Annotated in this window: 17 protein-coding genes; 12 read left to right on the plus strand and 5 right to left on the minus strand. The window is 71.7% G+C overall.

All coding sequences use genetic code 11. The features are described from left to right. The first annotated feature begins 8 nt into the window (after positions 1 to 8). Positions 9 to 2,834, plus strand: coding sequence for a bifunctional [glutamate--ammonia ligase]-adenylyl-L-tyrosine phosphorylase/[glutamate--ammonia-ligase] adenylyltransferase (gene glnE, locus ABID77_RS14265; protein WP_429596934.1), 2,826 nt, complete (start codon positions 9 to 11; stop codon positions 2,832 to 2,834). Between the two features lie 21 nt (positions 2,835 to 2,855). On the opposite strand, the gene ABID77_RS14270 is transcribed toward glnE, so the two are convergent. Continuing rightward, on the minus strand, positions 2,856 to 3,713 hold the full coding sequence (locus ABID77_RS14270; protein WP_429596937.1) for a ferritin-like domain-containing protein: 858 nt from the start codon (positions 3,711 to 3,713) through the stop codon (positions 2,856 to 2,858). A 450-nt stretch (positions 3,714 to 4,163) separates the two neighbouring features. Here ABID77_RS14270 and yajC point away from each other — a divergent pair, with 450 nt between their 5' ends. The 4 genes from yajC (at position 4,164) to ABID77_RS14290 (ending at position 9,867) form a co-directional block, all read left to right on the plus strand. Next, positions 4,164 to 4,496, plus strand: a complete 333-nt coding sequence (gene yajC, locus ABID77_RS14275; protein WP_429596940.1) for a preprotein translocase subunit YajC — start codon at positions 4,164 to 4,166, stop codon at positions 4,494 to 4,496. A 51-nt stretch (positions 4,497 to 4,547) separates the two neighbouring features. Continuing rightward, positions 4,548 to 6,431 carry a protein translocase subunit SecD gene (gene secD / locus ABID77_RS14280; protein WP_429596943.1) on the plus strand — a complete coding sequence of 628 codons (1,884 nt, stop codon included), beginning with the start codon at positions 4,548 to 4,550 and terminating at the stop codon, positions 6,429 to 6,431. A gap of 36 nt (positions 6,432 to 6,467) precedes the next feature. Then, positions 6,468 to 7,421, plus strand: coding sequence for a protein translocase subunit SecF (secF, locus tag ABID77_RS14285; protein ID WP_429596946.1), 954 nt, complete (start codon positions 6,468 to 6,470; stop codon positions 7,419 to 7,421). A 91-nt stretch (positions 7,422 to 7,512) separates the two neighbouring features. Then, the gene (locus ABID77_RS14290) at positions 7,513 to 9,867 is read left to right on the plus strand and encodes a DUF1631 family protein (RefSeq protein WP_429596949.1); all 2,355 of its coding nucleotides are present in this window, start codon (positions 7,513 to 7,515) and stop codon (positions 9,865 to 9,867) included. 51 nt (positions 9,868 to 9,918) lie between these two features. Here the strand turns inward: ABID77_RS14290 and ABID77_RS14295 are convergent, their stop codons facing one another. The 3 genes from ABID77_RS14295 to ABID77_RS14305 form a co-directional block, all read right to left on the minus strand. Continuing rightward, positions 9,919 to 10,437 carry a DUF494 family protein gene (locus ABID77_RS14295; protein ID WP_429596952.1) on the minus strand — a complete coding sequence of 173 codons (519 nt, stop codon included), beginning with the start codon at positions 10,435 to 10,437 and terminating at the stop codon, positions 9,919 to 9,921. Between the two features lie 67 nt (positions 10,438 to 10,504). After that, on the minus strand, positions 10,505 to 11,665 hold the full coding sequence (dprA, locus tag ABID77_RS14300) for a DNA-processing protein DprA (RefSeq protein WP_429596955.1): 1,161 nt from the start codon (positions 11,663 to 11,665) through the stop codon (positions 10,505 to 10,507). 25 nt (positions 11,666 to 11,690) lie between these two features. Continuing rightward, positions 11,691 to 12,935, minus strand: a complete 1,245-nt coding sequence (locus ABID77_RS14305) for a LysM peptidoglycan-binding domain-containing protein (RefSeq protein WP_429596958.1) — start codon at positions 12,933 to 12,935, stop codon at positions 11,691 to 11,693. A 161-nt stretch (positions 12,936 to 13,096) separates the two neighbouring features. Here ABID77_RS14305 and def point away from each other — a divergent pair, with 161 nt between their 5' ends. The 7 genes from def (at position 13,097) to ABID77_RS14340 (ending at position 20,282) form a co-directional block, all read left to right on the plus strand. Next, a complete protein-coding gene (def, locus tag ABID77_RS14310) occupies positions 13,097 to 13,630 on the plus strand; it encodes a peptide deformylase (protein WP_429596961.1) in 534 nt (177 codons plus the stop codon). After that, the gene (locus ABID77_RS14315) at positions 13,627 to 14,157 is read left to right on the plus strand and encodes a hypothetical protein (RefSeq protein WP_429596964.1); all 531 of its coding nucleotides are present in this window, start codon (positions 13,627 to 13,629) and stop codon (positions 14,155 to 14,157) included. Before def ends, ABID77_RS14315 begins: the two co-directional genes overlap by 4 nt. Before the next feature lie 25 nt (positions 14,158 to 14,182). Then, positions 14,183 to 15,175, plus strand: coding sequence for a methionyl-tRNA formyltransferase (gene fmt, locus ABID77_RS14320; RefSeq protein WP_429596967.1), 993 nt, complete (start codon positions 14,183 to 14,185; stop codon positions 15,173 to 15,175). Continuing rightward, a complete protein-coding gene (locus ABID77_RS14325) occupies positions 15,175 to 15,912 on the plus strand; it encodes an AzlC family ABC transporter permease (RefSeq protein ID WP_429596970.1) in 738 nt (245 codons plus the stop codon). The genes fmt and ABID77_RS14325 overlap by 1 nt, the downstream gene beginning before the upstream one ends. Further along, the gene (locus ABID77_RS14330) at positions 15,909 to 16,247 is read left to right on the plus strand and encodes an AzlD domain-containing protein (RefSeq protein ID WP_429596973.1); all 339 of its coding nucleotides are present in this window, start codon (positions 15,909 to 15,911) and stop codon (positions 16,245 to 16,247) included. Before ABID77_RS14325 ends, ABID77_RS14330 begins: the two co-directional genes overlap by 4 nt. A 208-nt stretch (positions 16,248 to 16,455) precedes the next feature. Then, positions 16,456 to 18,900, plus strand: a complete 2,445-nt coding sequence (locus ABID77_RS14335; protein WP_429596976.1) for a DUF6351 family protein — start codon at positions 16,456 to 16,458, stop codon at positions 18,898 to 18,900. Between the two features lie 188 nt (positions 18,901 to 19,088). Continuing rightward, complete coding sequence (locus tag ABID77_RS14340) at positions 19,089 to 20,282, plus strand: phosphoglycerate kinase (protein ID WP_429596979.1); 1,194 nt, start codon at positions 19,089 to 19,091, stop codon at positions 20,280 to 20,282. Between the two features lie 16 nt (positions 20,283 to 20,298). On the opposite strand, the gene ABID77_RS14345 is transcribed toward ABID77_RS14340, so the two are convergent. Next, positions 20,299 to 21,024, minus strand: coding sequence for a hypothetical protein (locus tag ABID77_RS14345; RefSeq protein WP_429596982.1), 726 nt, complete (start codon positions 21,022 to 21,024; stop codon positions 20,299 to 20,301). Between the last annotated feature and the right edge of the window lie 32 nt (positions 21,025 to 21,056).

A 21,056-nucleotide genomic window follows, 5' to 3' on the forward strand; every position in this document is an offset into this window, starting at 1 on the left:
CAGGAATTATGACCCCCAGCCTCTCCACGGGCTCCGATCCGGCAGCCCCTTCGCCCACGGGGCTTTCGGCCCTTTCCGCCCATTCCCGCTTCGTGCAGCGCCTGCGACGGCGCTATCCCGGCGAGCTGCCGCTGCTGCCCGCGGGCGCGCCGCGCCGGCCCGACATGCAGGCCACCTACGACGTGCTGCGCGCGCGCGGCGATGCCGCCGGCGTCGCCCTGCGCATCGTGCGCCAGCTGGTCATGGAGCGTCTGGTGGTGCTCGACTGCGAGCAGCAGGCGCCGCTGGCCGTCGTCACCGACGCCGTCACCGACTTGGCCGAGTTCGCGCTCGACGTCGCCTGCCGCGAGAGCTTCGCCGAGCTCGACGCGCGCCACGGCGCGCCGCTCGGCGCGAACGGCGAGCGCGCCCAGATGTGGGTGGTGGGCATGGGCAAGCTCGGCGCGCGCGAGCTCAACGTGTCGAGCGACATCGACCTGATCTACCTCTACGACCAGGACGGCGAGACCGCCGGCGGCGAGGGCGGGCGCGGGCGCGTCTCCAACCACGAGTACTTCGCCTTCGCCGTCAAGCGCATCTACGCGTTGGTGGGCGAGACCACCGAGCACGGTTTCGTCTTCCGCGTCGACCTGGCGCTGCGGCCCAACGGCAACTCGGGGCCGAGCGTGGCCTCGGTCGACGCGTTGGAGGAATACCTGCAGGTGCAGGGCCGCGAGTGGGAGCGCTTCGCCTGGATGAAGAGCCGCGTGGTGGCGCCGCAGTCGGTGATCGACGACGGCTCGGCGCAGGCGCTGCGCGGCGTGGTGCTGCCCTTCGTGTTCCGGCGCTACCTCGACTACGCCGTGTTCGACGCCCTGCGCGTGCTGCATCGCCAGATCCGCGAGCAGGCCGCGCGCCGCGCCGCCGGACGGCCCGAGCGCGCCAACGACGTCAAGCTCTCGCGCGGGGGCATCCGCGAGATCGAGTTCACCGTGCAGCTGCTGCAGGTGGTGCGCGGCGGCCAGTTCCCCGAGTTGCGCACCCGCCCCACGCTCGACGCCCTGCAGCGCCTGGCGCGCGCCGGCCTCATGCCGCAGGAGACCGCCGACGCGCTGACCCGGGCCTACGTCTTCCTGCGCCGCGTCGAGCACCGCATCCAGTACCTCGACGACCAGCAGACCCACGTGCTGCCGGTCGAGGACGCCGACGTGCGCTGGATCGCCGCGACGCTGGGCTACGACGACTGCTGCGCCTTCCTGATGCAGCTCGACGCCCACCGCGAGGTGGTGGCGCAGGAGTTCGACCGCCTGCTCGGCGGCGCGCCGAAGTGCGTCGGCTGCAACGGCGGGGCGCGCGGCGCGACGCCGGCCGTCGACCTGGAGGACCTGATGGCGCGCCTGCCGCCGGCCTTCGCCGCGCGTGTCGAGCACTGGCGCGGCAACCCGCGCATCCTGGCGCTGCGCGACGAGACGCGCGCGCGGCTGCGCCAGCTGGTGCAGCGCACCGGCGAATGGATCGGCAGGCCCGCCGCGGGCGAAGCGGCCGGCGAGGCCGCCGCCGCCGAGGCGCTGGCGCAGCGCACCGAGGCCGCGCTGCGCTGGGCCGACTGGATCGAGCCGCTGCTGCGCCGCGAGAGCTACCTGGCGCTGCTGGTGGAGCGCCCGGCCGTGCAGGCCCGCCTGCTGGGCCTGCTGGCGTCGGCGCGCTGGCCGGCGCGCTACCTGCTGCAGCACCCGGGCGTGATCGACGAGCTGGCCAGCGACGAGATGCTGGAGGGCCGCTTCGACGCCGTCGAGTTCGAGCGCGAGCTGGAGCGGCGCCAAGCCTCCCTGCGCCGCACCGGCGAGGACGACGAGGAGCGGCTGCTGAACCTGCTGCGCCACGCGCACCATGCCGAGGTGTTCCGCACCCTGGCGCGCGACGTCGAGGGCCGCATCACCGTCGAGCAGGTGGCCGACGACCTGAGCGCGCTGGCCGACACGGTGCTGCGCGTGACCGCGCGCTGGTGCTGGCGCCACGTGCGCGATCCGCACCGCGCGACGCCGCGCTTCGCGATCATCGGCTACGGAAAACTCGGCGGCAAGGAACTCGGCTACGGCAGCGACCTGGACATCGTCTTCGTCCACGAGGACGACGACGAACGCGCCGGCGAGGTCTACGCGGCCTACGTGCGGCGCCTCATCAAGTGGCTGTCGGTGAAGACGCGCGAGGGCGACCTGTTCGAGATCGACACCGCGCTGCGGCCCAACGGCAACTCCGGGCTGCTGGTCACCAGCCTCGCGGCCTACGAGAAGTACCAGCTCGGCCGCGGCGGCAACACCGCCTGGACCTGGGAGCACCAGGCCATGACGCGCGCGCGCTGCATCGACATGGCGGAGCCGGCCGCCGGCGAGGCGGCCTTCGGAGCGGAACTGGTCGCGCATTTCGATCGTATCCGGGAGGCGGTGGTCACCGCACCGCGCGACCGGGCGGCCCTGCGCCAGGAGATCGTCGCCATGCGCGCCAAGGTGCGCGCGGCGCACCCGGTCAAGGCCGGGCGCTTCGACGTCAAGCACAGTCCCGGCGGCATGGTCGACGCCGAGTTCGCGGTGCAGTTCCTGGTGCTGTCGCAGGCGCACGCGCATCCCGAGCTGGTGCCCAACGTCGGCAACATCGCCCTGCTGCTGCGCGCCGAGGCGGCCGGCCTGCTGCCCGAGGGCCTCGGCCGGCGCGCCGGCGCGGCCTACCGCGAGCTGCGGCGCATCCAGCACCGCGCGCGCCTGAACGAGGAACCGACCTCGGTCGCGCTCCCGGCCCTCGCGCTCGAGCGCGAGGCGATGCTGAACCTGTGGAAGACGGTGTTCGAGGGGCCTTGAACCGGCCGTCCGGCCGAGGACTCAGGCGCCCTGGTACTCCGGCTTCGGGCCCAGCGACGAGGCCAGTTCCTTGCGGTAGCGGTTGAGTTCCTGCACGGTCTTGAAGCTGCGGTTCATCAGCAGGCTGAGGTTGTGCAGGATGCGCTCGCCGACCTTCTGCTCCCAGGCGGCGTCGAACTTGATCTGGTGGTCCAGCCAATGCTCCAGCCAGTCCGGATCGGGCATGCGGCTCTGGATGGTGTCGTTGGGGAAATGGGCCTTGCTCACGTGCAGGTTGGTGGGGTGCAGGGCCTGCGCCGTGCGCCGCGCGCTGGCCATCAGCACGCCGACCTTGGTGAACGCGCCGCGCGCCTCGTCCCCGAACTTCTCCAGCGCGCGCTTCATGTAGCGCAGGTAGGCGCCGCCATGGCGCGCCTCGTCCTGGCTGAGCGTGGTGTAGATGTGCTTGATGACCGGCTCGGTGTGCCATTCGGCGGCGCGCCGGTACCAGTGGTTCAGCCGGATCTCGCCGCAGAAGTGCAGCATCAGCGTTTCCAGCGGCGGCGCCGGATCGAAGTCGAAGCGGATGTCGTGCAGTTCCTGCTCGGTGGGGGCGTGCTGCGGCGCGAAGCGCTTGAGGTACTCCATCAGCACCAGCGAGTGCTTCTGTTCCTCGAAGAACCAGATCGACATGAAGGCGGAGAAGTCGCTGTCGTGCCGGTTGTCGCGCAGGAACATCTCGGTGGCCGGCAGCGCCGCCCATTCCGTGATGGCGTTCATCTTGATGGTCTGGGCCTGTTCGTCCGAGAGCTTGTCGCCCTCGAACTTGTCCCAGGGGATGTCGCGGTCCATGTCCCAGCGGACGGATTCGAGTTGTCTGAAAAGTTCCGGATAGAGCATGGGGCTTCCTTCGTGCGCTGACGGAAAGAGATGAAATCACGCGACGATGCGCGTGGGAATGGAGCCGAGTCGCAGAAGTTATCAGGCTATTCCGACGATTCTGCGACGAAACAGGACGATTCCATACGGGAGAGTCCCGCTCGCGTGTGGCCTGCGACGACGAAAGGTCGTCAGTCTGGGCCGTCTCGGCGCATCGACGCGGGTCGTCGTCGAGCGCGCCGCGCAGCCGACGGGTCGCGCCGACGGCGCGGCGGGGCGGGTGCAATGCCCCGACGAGGGCCTCGGATTCCGGTCCGGGCGTCCCGGGAACGTCGCCCTACAATGCCGCTCGACGCGACCGGCTCCCGTCGTCCCGGCGGGCCGCGAGGTCCGGCACCCTCGTCGCCGACGGCGGCCACGATGCGGGCATTCAGACCCGCTTCCTCCCTTTTTCTTCTGCTGGAGATTCCCTTGTTCATTTCCTCTGCCTTCGCCCAGGCCGCACCCGCCGCTTCCACCGGTGGCGACCTGATGTCCTCGCTCGGGAGCATGCTGCCCCTGGTGCTGATGTTCGTGGTGCTGTACTTCGTCATGATCCGCCCGCAGATGAAGCGCCAGAAGGAAGCCCGCGCCATGATCGAGGCGCTGGCCAAGGGCGACGAGGTGGCCACCGTCGGCGGCCTGCTCGGACGCATCACCTCGCTGGGCGACCAGTACCTCGGCCTCGAGATCGCCAACGGCGTCGAGATCCGGGTGCAGCGCACCGCCGTGGTCCAGGTCCTGCCCAAGGGCGCGATCAAGTAAGTCTCGGCCGTCCTCCTCTCCACGCGGCGCCGCCGCAACATCGACGCGATCATGAACCGTTACCCGGTCTGGAAGTACGCGATCCTCGTGGTCGTGCTGCTGGTGGGGCTCGTCTACGCCCTGCCGAATTTCTTCGGCGAGGCGCCGGCCGTGCAGGTCTCGGCGGCCAAGTCGACCGCCAAGGTCGACGCCGGCACCCAGGCGCGCGTGGAGAGCCTGCTCAAGGCCGGCGGCCTGGTCCCCGACCTGCTCACGCTCGACGCCAACTCGGTGCGCGCCCGCTTCGCCACGCCCGACGAGCAGCTCAAGGCGCGCGACCTGCTCCAGCGCGGCCTGGTGCCCGACGCCGCCGACCCGGCCTACGTGGTGGCCCTCAACCTCGTGCCGCGTTCGCCCGCCTGGCTGAGCGCGCTGCACGCCTTCCCGATGTACCTGGGCCTCGACCTGCGCGGCGGCGTCGACTTCCTGCTGCAGGTCGACATGAAGGGCGCCATCGACAAGAAGGCCGAGTCCTTCGCCAGCGACCTGCGCACGGCGCTGCGCGACAAGGGCATCCGCGGCAGCGCCGTCAGCCGCAACGGCCAGGCCGTCGAGGTGCGCCTGCGCGATGCCGCCGGCGCCGAGGCCACCCGGCGCCTGCTGCAGGACCAGTTCCCCGACCTCGCCGTCGCCGACAGCCAGGAGGGCGGCGGCTGGCTGCTCTCGGCCACGATCAAGCCCGAGGCGGCGCGCCGCCTGCAGGACGCGGCCCTCAAGCAGAACATCACGACGCTGCACAACCGCATCAACGAGCTCGGCGTGGCCGAACCGGTGATCCAGCAGCAGGGCCTCGACCGCATCGTGGTCCAGCTGCCGGGCGTGCAGGACACGGCCAAGGCCAAGGACATCCTGGGCCGCACGGCCACGCTGGAGATGCGGCTGGTCGACGAGAGCGCCGAGGGCCGCGCCGCCGAGACCGGCGCCGGACCGGTACCCTTCGGCTCGGAGAAGTTCCTCGACCGCCAGGGCCGTCCGGTGATCGTCAAGAAGCAGGTGCTGGTCACCGGCGAGAGCCTGACCGACGCCCAGCCGGGCTTCGACTCGCAGACCCAGCAGCCCAAGGTCGACCTGACGATGGACGCCAAGGGCGGGCGCATCATGCGCGACGTCAGCCGCGAGAACTTCAGGAAGCGCATGGCCATGCTGATCTTCGAGAAGGGCAAGGGCGAGGTGCTCACGGCGCCGTCGATCAACGGCGAGCTGGGCAACCGCTTCCAGATCTCCGGTTCGATGAACGTCGTCGAGGCCAACGACCTCGCGCTGCTGCTGCGCGCCGGCTCGCTCGCCGCGCCCATGGAGATCATCCAGGAGCGCACCATCGGCCCGAGCCTGGGCGCCGACAACATCAGCAAGGGCTTCCACAGCGTGGCCTACGGCTTCCTGGCGATCATGGTCTTCATGTGCGCCTACTACGCGCTGTTCGGCGTGTTCTCCTCGATCGCGCTGGCCGTCAACCTGATGCTGCTGGTGGCCATCCTGTCGATGCTGCAGGCCACGCTCACCTTGCCGGGCATCGCGGCCATGGCGCTGGCCATCGGCGTGGCGATCGACTCCAACGTGCTGATCAACGAGCGCGTGCGCGAGGAGCTGCGCAACGGCGCCTCGCCGCAGGCGGCCATCCACGCCGGCTACGAGCGCGCCTGGGGCACCATCCTCGACTCCAACGTGACCACGCTGATCGCGGGCATCGCGCTGCTGGCCTTCGGCTCCGGCCCGGTGCGCGGTTTCGCGGTGGTCCACTGCATCGGCATCGTGACCTCGATGTTCTCGGCCGTGTTCTTCTCGCGCGGCCTGGTGAACCTCTGGTACGGCGGCAAGAAGAAGCTCAAGAGCGTGTCGATCGGCACGGTCTGGCGCCCCAAGGCCGACGGCGCCGCCGTGGCCGAGGCCCACTGACCCCACGCCCGATCAAGGACCCGTCCCAGGACCGTCATGGAATTCTTCCGCATCCACCGCACCATCCCGTTCATGCGCCATGCCCTGGTGCTGAACATCGTCTCCTTCGCCACCTTCGCGCTGGCCGTGTTCTTCCTGCTGCACCGCGGACTCCACCTCTCGGTCGAGTTCACGGGCGGCACGGTGATGGAGGTCGCCTACGCGCAGTCGGTCGACGTCGGCCAGGTGCGCGAGACCATCGGCAAGCTGGGCTACCAGGAGGTGCAGGTGCAGAACTTCGGCACCTCGCGCGACGTGCAGATCCGCCTGCCGGTGCAGAAGGGCCAGACCTCGGCCCAGCAGAGCACCCAGGTCATGGACGCGCTCAAGGCGGCCGATGCGTCGGCCACGCTGCGCGGCACCGAGTTCGTCGGCCCGCAGGTCGGCGAGGAACTCACCACCAACGGCCTGAAGGCGCTGGGCATGGTGGTGGTGGGCATCATGATCTACCTGGCCTTCCGCTTCGAATGGAAGTTCGCCGTCGCCACCGTGCTGGCGAACCTGCACGACGTGGTCATCATCCTGGGCTTCTTCGCCTTCTTCCAGTGGGAGTTCTCGCTGGCCGTGCTGGCCGCGGTGCTGGCGGTGCTGGGCTACTCGGTCAACGAGTCGGTGGTGATCTTCGACCGGGTGCGCGAGAACTTCCGGCGTTTCCGCAAGCTCTCGACGCCGCAGGTGATCGACAGCGCCATCACCTCCACCATCAGCCGCACCATCATCACGCACGGCTCCACGCAGCTGGTGGTGCTGTCGATGTTCTTCTTCGGCGGCCCGACGCTGCACTACTTCGCACTGGCGCTGACCATCGGCATCTGCTTCGGCATCTACTCGTCGTGCTTCGTCGCCGCCGCCATCGCGATGTGGCTGGGCATCAAGCGCGAGGACCTGGTCAAGGCCGCGCCCAAGCGCGAAGGCGACCCGGACGATCCGAACGCCGGCGCCACCGTCTGACACGCATGGCCCGTCCCGCTCGGTCGCCGGTCGCAGACGCGGATTGCCCCCTTGTGCGGCAGCGCATCCCCGGGCAAGCTGGCGGGACACCATGAGCATCGATCGGCCTTCCGTCCCTCCCCGGCAGATCGCCCGCGAAGCCCGTGAGCGCTTCGTGCAGGCGACCGAGAACCTCGTCGCGCCCGTGACCCGTGCCCTGCACGAGCGCCTGATCTCCCTCACCGGCGAGCCCGGCACCGCGCGCGACCTGCAGGACCGGCGCGACGACTTCCTCGCCTTCCAGGCCCAGGGCGAGCGCTGGGCCGACGCCACGCGCGCCGCCTGGCGCAAGACGCTCGCCGCGAGCGGTCCCGCGGCGACGTCGAACTCGCTGCTGCGCCTCGAACTCATCGGCGACGACGTCGTGGAGACGCAGATCCTGTCCTCGCGGCTCGCGCAGGCGATCCAGGGCAAGGCGAACTTCGACTTCAGCGACCTGCGCCTGCGCATCCAGTATCTGGAGGGCGTGTCGGAACTCGACAGCCGCGACGTGCTGCGGCCCGAGACCCTCGCCAAGGTGTGGGTCGAGCAGTGGCTGGCCGCCGGACTCAGCCGCGCCCTGTGGGTGAAGCTGCAGGACGTCATGCAGCGCGAGGTCCTGGAGTCCGTCGCCGCCGCCTATCGCGATGCCAACGCGTTCCTGGTCGACCACGGCGTGATGCCGGAGATCGACCTGAAGAGCTTCGTGCGACGCCCGCCGGGCAGCGCCTCGGGCGTCATGCCGCTGGCGCCGGGCAACGGCCGGACGGCGGGCGAGCCGGCCCGCGTGCCCGCGCCCGCTCCGGCCGGCAACGGCCATGCCGTGCCGTCGGGCATCGCGGCCGGGCTCTCCGGCCTGGCCCGCGGCGACGACGGCGCCGCGTACCCGGGCGGCGCGTCGCCGCTGACGGCCGCCCGGCAGCGGGCGCAGGGCGTCCTGCAGAACCTCAAGCGCTTCGTCGCCGCCCGCATCGGCGGCGAGGGCGGCCCGGGCGGAGCGGGGTTCGGCCCGGGGAGCGACCATGGCGGCCCCGGCAGCATCAGCGCGCGCGCCTTCGCCGCCGCCATCGCCGACGCCGGCGTCGCCTACCAGGCCTCGGCGTCGCGCTACGTCGTGGGCAACGACGCCCTGGCCGTCCAGCAGAGCGCGACCGAACTGCGCCGGCGCACCAGCGAACTCAAGCGCCGTGCGCCCACCACGGCCGACAAGGCCACGGTCGAGGTCGTCGCGCTGATGTTCCAGGCCATCCTGTCGGAGGAGCGGATTCCGTTCTCGGCGCGCGTGTGGTTCGCGCGGCTGCAGATGCCGGTGCTGCGCGTGGCCATCGCCGAGCCCGAGTTCTTCGGCACCATCCAGCACCCGGCGCGCATGCTCATCGACCGCATGGGCTCGGTGGTGATGGGCTTCGACGCCGCGGCCATCTCCGGCAGCGCGCTCGAAGGCGAGATCCGCCGCGTGGTGCAGGTGATCGAGCAGTACCCCGAGACCGGCCAGCGCGTCTTCAAGCTGGTGTTCGACGAGTTCGTGGTCTTCCTCAACAAGTACCTGACGCAGAGCGACGCCACCCAGCGCGTGATGAGCGTGGCACAGCAGGTCGAGCAGAAGGAGACGATGGCGATCCAGTACACCATCGAGCTGCGCAAGATGCTCAACGACATGCCCGTGCGCGAGGACATCCGCGAGTTCCTCTTCAAGGTCTGGGCCGAGGTGCTGGCCATCGCCGCCCTGAAGTACGGCGTGCAGGACACCCAGACCGTGACGCTCAAGCGCGCCGCCTCCGAACTGGTCTGGGCCGCCAGCGCCAAGCCCAGCCGTCCCGACCGCGCCCGCGTGATCCAGGACCTGCCGCGCCTGCTGCAGCAGCTGCGCGCCGGCATGACGCTGCTGGGCGTGGTCGGCGAGCCGCAGGAGACGCACATCAGGACCATCGGCGCGACATTGACCGACGCCTTCATGTCCAAGACCGAGGCCATCCCGGCGGCGCAGATCGAGGCGCTCGCCAAGCGCCTGGCCCACCTGGAGGACTTCGTGAGCGACGAGGGCACGGGCGAGCTGGCGCTGGACGCGGCCAGCATCGAGCTGCTGCTGGGCGTCGACGCGGCCACCATCGACGTCGCGCCCGACACCAGCGTCAAGCCGACCGAGGACATGCTGCAGTGGGCGCGCGAACTCCAGATCGGTCACTGGTTCATGCTCGACCACAACGGGCGCGCGAGCCAGGTGCAGTTCGTCTGGCGCAGCGAACGCGGACAGCTCCACCTGTTCGCCTCGGCCAACGGCCGCAGCTTCCTGATCCAGGCCGGCCGGCTCGGGTCCTACCTGCAGACCGGGCTGCTGGTGCCGGCCGAGGACGAGGCATTGACCGTGCGCGCCACGCGCGAGGCGCTGGCCAAGCTGGACGCGCATCCCGAGAGCCTGCTGAACTGATCGAGCGGCCGGCGCACGGGCCGGTCGGGACGCGTCGGCGGGCTCCGGCGCTCAGTGCGCGGTGCGCATCGAGCGGTCGTTCTGCAGTTCGTCGAGCACCAGGGCGTCGGGTTCCAGGCCGCTGCTCCAGTGCACCATCAGCAGGATGATCTTGAAGTCCTCGAGCGACACCGGGCACGACGGCGCCGCCATCGCGCGCTCGACGACGATCTCGCGCAACCCGCCCGGCATCACGCCGGCGGACTCCATGAAATGCAGGAAGCCCAGGCATTCGGCGCCCAGCATGTCCTGCTCGATGCCCGAGTAGACGCGCATGGCGCCCGCCGATGCCGGCCGCACGTCGGCCATACCCCGGGGGGCGTGGACGATGGCCGCGGAGACGTCGGTCGGGTGGGGCATGAGCGGCAGGCCCTGCGTCGCCCGGCTCAGTTCGTCGAGCCAGCGCAGCGCGACGCTGATCTCGTCGGCGTCGAAGCCCTGGGCGCTGAGCTTGCGCCCGAGCTGTTCGGACTGGGGACAGGCGTCGCCACGCCAGTAGTTTTCATAGACGAATGCGAGCACTTCGAACATGGACCCAATATAGCCCACGGCGGGATCGCGCCCGGGACGGCGCGCCGGCATCGCGCCGCGGTGGCGATCAGGCCGAGGCCCGGCGCTGGAACAGGCCGCCGGGCAGGCGCGCCACGAGGCCGTCGAGTTCGAGTTCGAGCAGCTGCGCCTGCAGTTGCGCGGCGCTCTGGCCGCTGCGCGCGCACAGGGCGTCGAGACCGATGGCGTCGAACCCGAGCTGCCGCAGCAGCGCCGGCTCCGGCGTCGGTCCGTCGTCGGCCATGGCGGGCGACGGCCTCGGCGAGGCGTGCGCGGCGTCCTCGATCGGCAGTTCCTCCAGCACGTCCTGCACCGACTCGACCAGCTTGGCGCCCTGGCGGATCAGCGCATGGCAGCCGCGCGACTGCGGCGCGTGGATCGAGCCCGGGATGGCGAAGACCTCGCGTCCCTGCTCGGCCGCCAGCCGGGCGGTGATGAGCGAGCCCGACTGCAGCGCCGCCTCGACCACCAGCGTGCCGCGCGAGAGCCCCGCGATGATGCGGTTGCGCTTGGGGAAGTTCTGGTTGAGCGGCGGCGTGCCGAGCGGGAATTCGCTCACGATCAGCCCGCGCCGGGCGATGCGGTGGGCCAGCTCGCGATGGCGCGCCGGGTAGACGCGGTCGAGCCCGGTGCCGACCACGGCCACCGTCGCCGGCCGCATGGGCGGCCCGTCGCCGTCGTCGGCGAAGCCGTCGAGCGCGCCCTGGTGTGCGGCGCCGTCGACGCCCAGCGCCAGGCCCGAGACGACCGTGATGCCGCGCTCGCCGAACGCCCGGCCGAAGGCACGGGCGTTGTCGGCGCCCTGCGGCGTCGGGTTGCGGCTGCCGACCATCGCCACGCTGCGGCCGAGCCGCGTCAGGTCGAGCGACGCCGGGCCGATCCGGTAGAGCATCAGGGGCGGGTCGGCCGTCTCCAGCAGCGCCGCCGGGTAGCCGGCGTCGCCGAGCGTCACGACGCGGTGCACGATGCCGCCGTCGTCCTCCTGCGCCAGCCATCGCAGCGTCTGCTCGACCAGCGCCGGCAGCGCCTCGGGCGCCCGGCCGAGCGCGGCGGCCTGGGCCGGCGTCGCGACCTCGCGCAGGACCGCGGCCGACTGCGACAGCACGTCGGCCGGCAGTCCGAAGGCGGCCAGCAGCCGGCGCGCCGTGAGGTCGCCGACGCCGGGCGTCAGCACGAGGCGCAGCCAGCCCGTGAGCTCTTCGCGTTCCATCGCGGCGGACGTCCGGGGACGGGACTCAGGGATTGACCAGCAGGTCGCCCACGCGCGGCGTGTCGTTGACCTCGAGCACCAGCGCGTACGACACCCGCTCGAAGGGCCGGAACACCATCAGCAGGCCGATGCGCTCGCTGGGCAGCTTGAGCGTCTCCCTGCCGCCGCCGGTGCGGTCGACGATCGCGTCGCCGTTCTTCAGGATCGCCAGCACGTGGCCGCTCTCGATGCCGTCGCGCAGCCCCTTGCTGATCGCCACCACCTGGTTCTGGGCCGCGAACTGCACGGCGTTGCCGTAGACCGAGACGATGCGGGCGTCGATCGGCGTGGCCGGCGCGTGCGGCGTGTAGCTCACCAGCTGGCGCGGCGGCTCGGGGAGCAGCCGGTCGCCGGCACGCATCTCCTCGCGCGCGGCCACGATGTCGATCGTCGCCGGGACGATGCGGGTGACCTCCTTGTCGCCCTCGCGCGCGGGCACGCTGGATTCGCCGCGCTGCAGTTGCGCCCGGCCCAGGTAGTGCGCCTCGTAGCCCAGGATCTCGCCGGTGGCCGGGTCCGCGAGCGGCGTCGCGTTGCGGAAGACGCGGAAGTTGCGCGAGGTACCCGGGACGTCGAGCAGCGGCGCGTCGGGTTCGCCGCGCGCATAGGCGCGGTCGCCCCGGGCCAGCAGCACGCGGTTGTCGTTGCCCGCCACGATGCGCGGCGCGCGCGCCAGGGTGTCGGCCTCCACCACGATCGGCTCGCTCAGGAACGGCTCGATCAGGCTGGGCTTGAGCGTGGGCAGCGCCATGCCGGCGAGCGACTCGACGCGCGTGCGCGGCGTCAGCTTGACGGTGCCGATGTCGCCGGCCGCGCCGCCGCGGCGCGTGCTCAGGCGGGCACGGCCGCCGCGCTTGTCGAGGTAGAGCATCTGGCCCGGGTAGATGCGGTGCGGATTGGCGATGTCGTCGAGGTTGAGCCCCCAGAGTTCCGGCCAGCGCCACGGTCCGCGCAGGTAGAGCCGCGAGATGGCCCACAGGGTGTCGCCGGGCTGGACGGTGTACTCGTCCGGCGCGCCGGGCGCGAGGTCCTCGACCGGGACGCCGGCCTGGGCCGCCTGCTGCGCGGTGGCGCGCTGCGCGGGCGTGACGGGGAGGGTCTGCGCGCCCGCCGTCGAGGCCACGGCCGCGGCGGCCAGGACGAGCAGGGCGCCGCCGCACAGAAGGGCGGGATGCCGCGAGGCGCGCGGCACGGACGGGGAGGGGATGTCGGAAGGAAGGAGTTTTTTCATGGTTCGATCGAACGGCCCCCGAACCCACGCCGACCTCGGGATGCTCACAATTTGCAACGAATTCTGCGCGCAAGCCCCTGATAGGGCAACGCCTTGGCCGACGGCCCGCGGCGGCGGCGCGGCGAATTGGGGAAAATAGCGACACTCACCCCCCAGTTCCCATGGCCAAAAGAACCATTCTCAGTTTTCCCGACCCGCGCCTGCATACGGTCGCCAAGCCGGTCCAGGGCGTGGACGCCCGCATCCGGACCCTGGTGGCCGACATGCTGGAGACGATGTACGACGCGAGCGGCATCGGCCTGGCGGCGACGCAGGTCGACGTGCACGAGCGCCTGGTGGTCATCGACGTGTCCGAGGACCGCGACCGGCCGCTGGTGCTGATCAACCCGGAGATCGTCTGGGCCAGCGAGGAGCGCGTCGTCAACGAGGAGGGCTGCCTGTCGGTGCCCGGCATCTACGACGGCGTGGAGCGCTCGACGTCGGTGCGCGTGACCGCGCTCGACCTGCAGGGCGAGCCGCGCACGATCGAGGCCGAGGGCCTGCTGGCGATCTGCATCCAGCACGAACTCGATCACCTGCTGGGCAAGGTGTTCGTCGAATACCTGTCGCCGCTCAAGCGCAACCGCATCAAGGGCAAGCTCCTGAAGCAGCAGCGCGAGGACGCGCGCGGCGACTCGCGCGAGGGGCGGCGATGAGCGCGGCGGGCCGCTTCTTCGGCGCCCGGGCCGGCCGGCGCGGCGTCGCCGCCCTGGCCGTGTGCGCCGCGCTGGGCCTGCTGGCCGGTTGCGCGAGCGACCCGACCCGGCTGCCGCCCGGCGCCTCGCGCGCCGAGACCCTGCAGCGCCTGGGCACGCCCACGGCCACCTACCCGCTCGCCGACGGCGGCGAGCGCCTGCAGTACTCCCGCGCGCCGGCCGGCACCGAGGTCAGCAACGTCGACGTCGACGCCGCCGGCCGCGTGGTGTCCAACCGGCAGGAACTCGACGAGCGGCTGTTCGCCGACACCATCCGGGTCGACGCCTGGACCCAGGCCGACGTGCTGCGCACCTACGGCCGGCCGTTCGAGATCCGCCAGGTCGCCTCCTATGCCGGCGTGGTCTGGACGTGGCGCTATCGCACCCTGAACGACGTGCGCCTGCTGCACATCTACGTCGATCCGGCCGGCCGGGTCACGCGCTATCACACGGGTCCCGACCTCTCGCGCCAATGGATGCGCTGGTGAGGGCGCCCGGCGCGGGAAGCGTCCGATGAGCGAGCGGATCGCCTTCGCGGGCACGCCGGAGTTCGCGCGCGTGGCGCTGGCGGCGTTGCATGCCGCCGGCTTCGAGATCGCGCTGGTGCTCACCCAGCCCGACCGCCCCGCCGGACGCGGCATGAAGCTGCAGGCCTCGCCGGTCAAGCAGTTCGCGCTGCAGCACGGCTGGCCGGTCGCGCAGCCGCGCAGCCTGCGCCTGGACGGCAAGTACCCGGACGACGCGCGCGCCGCGCGGGAGGCCATCGCCGCCGCGCGGCTCGACGCGATGGTGGTCGCCGCCTATGGCCTGATCCTGCCGCAGTGGGTGCTCGACGCGCCGCGCCGGGGCTGCCTCAACATCCACGCCAGCCTGCTGCCGCGCTGGCGCGGCGCCGCGCCCATCCACCGCGCGATCGAGGCCGGCGACGCCGAGACCGGCGTCACGCTGATGCAGATGGACGCCGGCCTCGACACCGGCGACATGCTGCTGCGCGAGACCGTCGCGATCGAGGACGACGACAGCACCGCACGCCTGCACGACCGCCTGGCCGCGCTCGGCGGCCGGATGGTGGTCGAGGCCGTGCGCCAGGCGCTCGACGGCGCGCTGCGGCCGGTGCCGCAGCCGGCCGAGGGCGCGACCTACGCGCACAAGATCGAGAAGCACGAGGCGCCGGTCGACTGGCGCCAGGACGCCGCCGCCATCGCGCGCCGCATCCGCGCCTTCGATCCGTTCCCGGGTGCCACCGGCACGCTCGGCGAAGAGACGGTCAAGTTCTGGCGTGCGCAGGCGCTGCCGGCTTCCGGAGCCGGCACGGACGCGGACGCCGCATCGGCGCCCGTGCCCGTGCCGGGCACGGTGCTCGCCGCGACGGCCGACGGCATCGACGTGGCCGCCGGCGACGGCGTGGTGCGGCTGACCGAACTGCAGCGCGCGGGCGGCAAGCGCCTTTCGGCCGGCGATTTCCTGCGCGGCTTCGGCGTCGCGGCCGGGCGGGTCTTCGGCTGATGTTCCTCGATCCGGCGGTGCGCCGCGAGCCGGCCTTCGGCGCCGGCTTCCGGCACATGGCGCCGATGGCCGCGGGCATCGGCGCCTGGGGCCTGATGACCGGCGTCGCCATGGTGAAGTCGGGCATGAGCGTGATCGAGGCGACGGCCATGACGCTGCTGGTCTACGCCGGCAGCTCGCAGCTCGCAGCCATTCCGCTGCTGGTGGCCGGGGCGCCGGCCTGGGTGATCCTGGCGACGGGCTTCTGCGTCAACCTGCGCTTCGTGGTGTTCAGCCTGCACCTGCGGCCCTACCTCATGCACATGCCGCGCTGGCGGCGCATGCTGCACGGCTATCTCACGGCCGACCTGAGCTATGCCGTCTTCACCGGCCGCTATCCGACCCCGGCCGCGACCGAGGCCGGACGGCGCGAGCAGGAGGCCTTCCTCACCGGCGGCTACTGCGTCACCTGGCTGTCGTGGATGGGTCTGAGCCTGCTGGGCATCGCCCTGGCCAACCTGATCCCGCAGTCCTGGGGGCTGGGCTTCGCGGGCGTCCTCAGCCTGGTGGGCATCCTGTGCTCGATGGCGACGACGCGGCTGCGCGTGCTGGCCGCCGCCATCGCCGGCGCCACGGCGGTGGCGGCCTACGCATTGCCGCTCAAGCTCAACATCGTCACCGGCATCGGCGTGGCGGTGCTGTTGTCGTTCTGGCTGGAGCGGCAGTTCGTGCGCGATCCGGCGGAGGCCGACGCGTGAGCGCGCAGACGGACGTCTGGACCCTGGCCGTGATCGTCGGCCTGGCGGGCGTGACGGTGCTCACGCGCTGCTTCTTCTTCATCCTCGACCGGCCCTGGGGCCTGCCCGACTGGGCGCATCGGGCGCTGCACTACGCGCCGGTGGCCGCGCTGGCGGCGGTCGTCATCCCGGAGGTGGTGATGACGCAGGGCCACCTGGTGGCGACCTGGCGCGACGCGCGCCTGTTCGCGGCCGCCGCGGGGGCCGCCTGGTATTTCTGGCGCGGCGGCGTGCTCGGCACGATGCTGGTCGGCATGGCGGTGTACCTGCCCCTGCACCTCGGACTGGGATGGTAGGCCGACGGGGCGCGCAGTCGCCGTCGATGCGCGCCCGCGGACGTGGAACCTGCGCGACAGCGCGTGCTGGAAAGCCCGGGGGTCGGGCGCAAATCGCGGTCGCAGACTTGCGCCGCCCCGGGAGCGTTGCGCATCGGCTGCCGGGTCCGGCGGTTCGACGGTCCCGCGAAGGCCCGTCCCGGTCCATTCCCTGCAGGAGACAGTTCCCATGCATTCCCACGATTCGACGAGCCCCGCCGCGCGCGCGGGCCGATGGCTGCCGGCCGCGCTGGCGCTGGCCGCACTCGCCGCCTGCGGCGGCAGCAACGATGGCGACGGCAACGGTGGTTCGGGCGGCTCGTCCGCCAACAAGCTCGAGATCCGCACGCTCTCCACGCGCGCCGACTGGGTCACCGACGGTGACGCGCTGGTCGAGCTGACGCTGCCCGCCGGCGTCGGCGCGACCGGCCTGGCGGTGGACGTCGACGGCCGCGACGTCACCGGCGTCTTCACCACCCGCGCCGACGGCCGCACCCTCGGCCTGGTCACGGGCCTGAAGACGGGGGCGAACGTGCTCAACGCCCGCACCGCCGTGGGCGCCGCCAGCCTGACGATCACCAACACCGTGCGCAACGCGCCGGTGTTCTCCGGCGCGCAGGTCACGCCGTTCTACTGCGCCACGCCGGTGCCGCAGGGCGCCACCGCCACGGCGCCCGCGAGCAACGGCAGCGGCCTGTCGGCTTCGGCCACCGACACCCAGTGCACGACGGCGAGCGAGTTCAAGCTGTACTACCGCACCACCGCCACCGGCTGCTCGTTCGGTCTGCCCGATCCGAGCCCGACCGTGGCCTACACCGACACCGCGCCGGCCACCACGGCGGCGGCGCCGGCCAATCCCTGCTTCAAGCCCTACACCGCCGGCGCCGCGGCCCCGGCCGACCTGGCCACCACCACCACCGACGCCGGCGTGACCGTGCCCTACGTGGTGCGCGTGGAGCGCGGCGTGATGAACCGCGGCATCTACGACCTGGTCGTGCTGCACGACCCGGCGAAGGCCTGGACGCCGACCGCGCCGCAGCCGCAGTGGAACGGCAAGGTCTACTACCAGTTCGGCTCCAGCACCGGCCAGCCCCGGCGCCAGGCCCGTCCGCAGAGCGCCTGGCCGTCGTTCGACGCCCAGCTCGCGCGCGGCTATCTGGTGGCGGCCAACGCCATGACCGACTCGGCCATCAACTCCAACCGGGTCATGATGACCGAGACCGTCGGCCGCATGAAGGAGCGCATCGTCGACGGCTACGGACCGATCAAGTTCACCATGGGCGCGGGCTGCTCGGGCGGCTCGATCAACTCGCACATGAGCGCTTCCATCTCCCCCGGGCTGCTCGACGGCGTGACGGTGTCCTGCGCCTATCCCGATTCCGAGACCACCGCCATCGAGGTCGGCGACTGCGTCCAGCTGGTCGAGGCCTACCGCAAGCCGGCCTGGCTGCAGCTCATGAGCGGCACCGGCGTCACGGCCGCGGCCGAGGCGGCCAAGAAGGCGGCCATCAACGGCCATCCCGACCAGACCGCCTGCCACGGCTGGTACAACGCCTTCGGCAGCAACGCCAAGGCCGGCAACTACGTGCAGAAGCTGGTGCTCTCGCCCGACGGCACGCTCGCCGCGCCCGGCACGGTGGTCAACAACTGCCAGATGCCCGCGGGCCTGGTCTACGACCCCGTGACGAATCCCGGCGGCGCGCGCTGCAACGCCTGGGACTGGGCGGTGTCGGTGTTCGGCAAGATCGCCGACGGCATCCGCGCCAACGAGACGCGCGACAACGTCGGCGTGCAGTACGGCCTGAAGGCGCTGCTCTCGGGCGCCATCACGGCCGAAGAGTTCGTCGTCCTCAACGAGGTCGCCGGCGGCGCCGACCACGACACCAACCCGCAGGTCGCGCGCACCCAGGCCGACACGCCGGCGCTGTCGGTGGCCTACCGCGCGGGCATCGTCATGAGCGGGCGCAACCTGGCCAAGACGGCGGTGATCGACATGCGCGGCTGGGACGATTCCGGGCTGATCCTGCAGCCGGGCACCACCGCGCGCAGCACCATCCCGATCCACTACGTGTGGCGCAGCTTCTCCATCCGCGACCGCCTGGTGCGCGAGTACGGCGACGCCGGCAACCACGCGCTGTGGCGCTTCGGCCGCGGCGGGCTGCTCTCGCCGGTGCTGGCGCCGCAGGCCTTCGACACCATGGACCAATGGCTCACGACGATCGTCGCCGACACCAGCGGCCGCGGCATCGAGGACAAGGTGCGCGCCGCGCGGCCGGCCTCGGCCCAGAACTTCTGCGTGCTCTCGACCGACGTCGCGCAGTCCACGCGCATCACCGATGCGGCGGTCTGCGACGCCGATCCGTTCCTGAAGGCCTCGTCGTCGCCGCGCCAGGTGGCGGGCGGGCCGCTGTCGGAGCACATCCTGAAGTGCCAGCTGCGCCCGATCGACGCGGCCGAGTACGGCGGCCGGCTCGGCGCGGCGCAGCTCGCGCGCCTGCAGGCGGTGTTCCCCGGCGGCGTGTGCGACTGGAGCAAGCCCGGCGTCGGCCAGCAGGCGGCGGTGGGTCCACTGGACTTCAGCGCCGGCCCGGGCGGACGGGCGCTGGCGGCGGCGCCGGTGTCGGTCGCGAAGTGACCTGAGTTCCCGCGGGGCGGCGCCGGAAGGCCGGGCCGCCCGAGGCGACGGGCCGGCGGAGCGATCCGCCGGCCCGTCGCTTTTGGGCGTTCTCCGAGACGCCGCTCCTACAATTCCACGTCGCGGACGCCTCGCCGCACATCCCTCCCTCTCCCGATTCCCACCGAATCCTCCTTCCGAGACCGCCCATGAACGTCATCCGCTTTTCCGATCTCTGTGCCCAGGGCCGCGTCGCCGGCCAGCGCGTCTTCATCCGCGCGGACCTCAACGTGCCGCAGGACGACACCGGCCGCATCACCGAGGACACGCGCATCCGCGCCTCGGTGCCGTGCATCCGTCAGGCGCTCGACGCCGGCGCTGCCGTGATGGTGACCTCGCACCTGGGCCGTCCGACCGAGGGCGAGTTCAAGCCCGCCGACTCCCTCGCGCCGGTCGCCACCCGCCTGGGCGAGCTGCTCGGCCGCGAGGTGCGCCTGGTGGCCGACTGGGTCGACGGCGTGGAAGTGCAGCCCGGCGAGGTCGTGCTGCTGGAGAACTGCCGCCTCAACAAGGGCGAGAAGAAGAACGACGAGGCGCTCGCGCGCAAGCTCGCCGCGCTGACTGACATCTACGTCAACGACGCCTTCGGCACCGCGCACCGCGCCGAGGCCACCACCTACGGCATCGCGCAGTACGCCAAGGTGGCCGCCGCCGGCCCGCTGCTGGCCGCCGAGATCGACGCCATCACCCAGGCGCTGGCGCAGCCGAAGCGCCCGCTGGTGGCGATCGTCGCCGGCTCCAAGGTCAGCACCAAGCTGACCATCCTCAAGAGCCTGGCCGAGAAGGTCGACCAGCTCGTCGTGGGCGGCGGCATCGCCAACACCTTCATGCTGGCCGCCGGCCTGTCGATCGGCAAGTCGCTGGCCGAGCCGGACCTGGTCGATCAGGCCAAGGCGGTGATCGAGGCCATGCGCGCGCGCGGCGCCGACGTGCCGATCCCGGTGGACGTCGTGACCGCCAAGACCTTCTCCGCCACCGCCGAGGCGACCGTCAAGGCGGCCGACGCGGTGGCCGAGGACGACCTGATCCTGGACATCGGCCCGAAGACCGCCGAGATGCTCGCCGCCCAATTGCGCAAGGCCGGCACCATCGTCTGGAACGGCCCGGTGGGCGTGTTCGAGTTCGACGCCTTCTCCAAGGGTACGGAAGCCATCGCCCGCGCCATCGCCGAGAGCCCGGCGTTCTCGATCGCCGGCGGCGGCGACACGCTGGCCGCGATCGCCAAGTACGGCATCGAGGACAAGGTCGGCTACATCTCGACCGGCGGCGGCGCCTTCCTGGAGATCCTCGAGGGCAAGACGCTGCCGGCGCTGGAGATCCTGGAGAAGCGCGCGGCCGGCTGAGGCCGACCGATCGACGTCACTCCGCGCCGAGGGGCACGCGGATGCCGCGCAGTTCGCCGAACAGGCGCACCTGCACCAGCAGCAGACCGAGATAGCACACCGCCTCGGCCAGCTCCTCGACCATCATGCGCAGGGCTTCGGTCTCGTGCGCCTCGAAGAACATGCTGCTCTCCGACAGGGTCGCCATCGTGGCGGCCCCGGCCACCAGCAGCACCTCGACCCAGGGGAAGCGGTGCCGCCGCATCAGCGCGATCAGCGGCCGGTCGAGCCGCCAGCGCAGGAAGGCGACGACCGCCACCGCCACGGCCCCCAGCACCAGCGGCTTGATGGCCATGTGGTACCAGAGCTTGCTGGAGGTGAAGTAGGGACCGTCCACCTCCATCACGCCGCGGGTCAGGAAGGTCGCGCCCCAGCTGGTCTCGCGGCCGGCGCACATCAGCCAGAACGCCATGGCGATCAGGCTCAGGCGCAGGGTCGCCGTGCAGCCGGTGGCGCGTCGCGAGGCCGGCATGCGGCGCAGGCCGCTCCAGGTCCAGGCCGCGTAGAAGAAACCGATCAGCAGGATGGCGATCTGGGTCTCCTCGACCCACCCGTTCTCCCAACTCGAGCGTTCGGGCAACCGCCGGGCCAGCGGAAGGACGGCGATCAGCAGGATCAGCAGCCCCCAGCGCGCGATGCCCAGGACCCGGGTGCGGCAAACGGAAGGGGTGAAGGAGCCGTCGGACGATGCGCAGGAAGTCATCCCGCGAACCGTACGGAAAGTCACCGGTCCGC

The organism is Variovorax sp. PvP013, from assembly GCF_050435945.1.
Classification (GTDB): domain Bacteria; phylum Pseudomonadota; class Gammaproteobacteria; order Burkholderiales; family Burkholderiaceae_C; genus Variovorax.

Coding starts and splice junctions, on each gene's coding strand:
- glnE (WP_429596934.1), top strand. CDS start 9: ATGACCCCCAGCCTCTCCACGGGCTCCGATCCGGCAGCCCCTTCGCCC.
- ABID77_RS14270 (WP_429596937.1), bottom strand. CDS start 3,713: ATGCTCTATCCGGAACTTTTCAGACAACTCGAATCCGTCCGCTGGGAC.
- secD (WP_429596943.1), top strand. CDS start 4,548: ATGAACCGTTACCCGGTCTGGAAGTACGCGATCCTCGTGGTCGTGCTG.
- secF (WP_429596946.1), top strand. CDS start 6,468: ATGGAATTCTTCCGCATCCACCGCACCATCCCGTTCATGCGCCATGCC.
- ABID77_RS14290 (WP_429596949.1), top strand. CDS start 7,513: ATGAGCATCGATCGGCCTTCCGTCCCTCCCCGGCAGATCGCCCGCGAA.
- ABID77_RS14295 (WP_429596952.1), bottom strand. CDS start 10,437: ATGTTCGAAGTGCTCGCATTCGTCTATGAAAACTACTGGCGTGGCGAC.
- dprA (WP_429596955.1), bottom strand. CDS start 11,665: ATGGAACGCGAAGAGCTCACGGGCTGGCTGCGCCTCGTGCTGACGCCC.
- ABID77_RS14305 (WP_429596958.1), bottom strand. CDS start 12,935: ATGAAAAAACTCCTTCCTTCCGACATCCCCTCCCCGTCCGTGCCGCGC.
- def (WP_429596961.1), top strand. CDS start 13,097: ATGGCCAAAAGAACCATTCTCAGTTTTCCCGACCCGCGCCTGCATACG.
- ABID77_RS14315 (WP_429596964.1), top strand. CDS start 13,627: ATGAGCGCGGCGGGCCGCTTCTTCGGCGCCCGGGCCGGCCGGCGCGGC.
- fmt (WP_429596967.1), top strand. CDS start 14,183: ATGAGCGAGCGGATCGCCTTCGCGGGCACGCCGGAGTTCGCGCGCGTG.
- ABID77_RS14325 (WP_429596970.1), top strand. CDS start 15,175: ATGTTCCTCGATCCGGCGGTGCGCCGCGAGCCGGCCTTCGGCGCCGGC.
- ABID77_RS14335 (WP_429596976.1), top strand. CDS start 16,456: ATGCATTCCCACGATTCGACGAGCCCCGCCGCGCGCGCGGGCCGATGG.
- ABID77_RS14340 (WP_429596979.1), top strand. CDS start 19,089: ATGAACGTCATCCGCTTTTCCGATCTCTGTGCCCAGGGCCGCGTCGCC.
- ABID77_RS14345 (WP_429596982.1), bottom strand. CDS start 21,024: ATGACTTCCTGCGCATCGTCCGACGGCTCCTTCACCCCTTCCGTTTGC.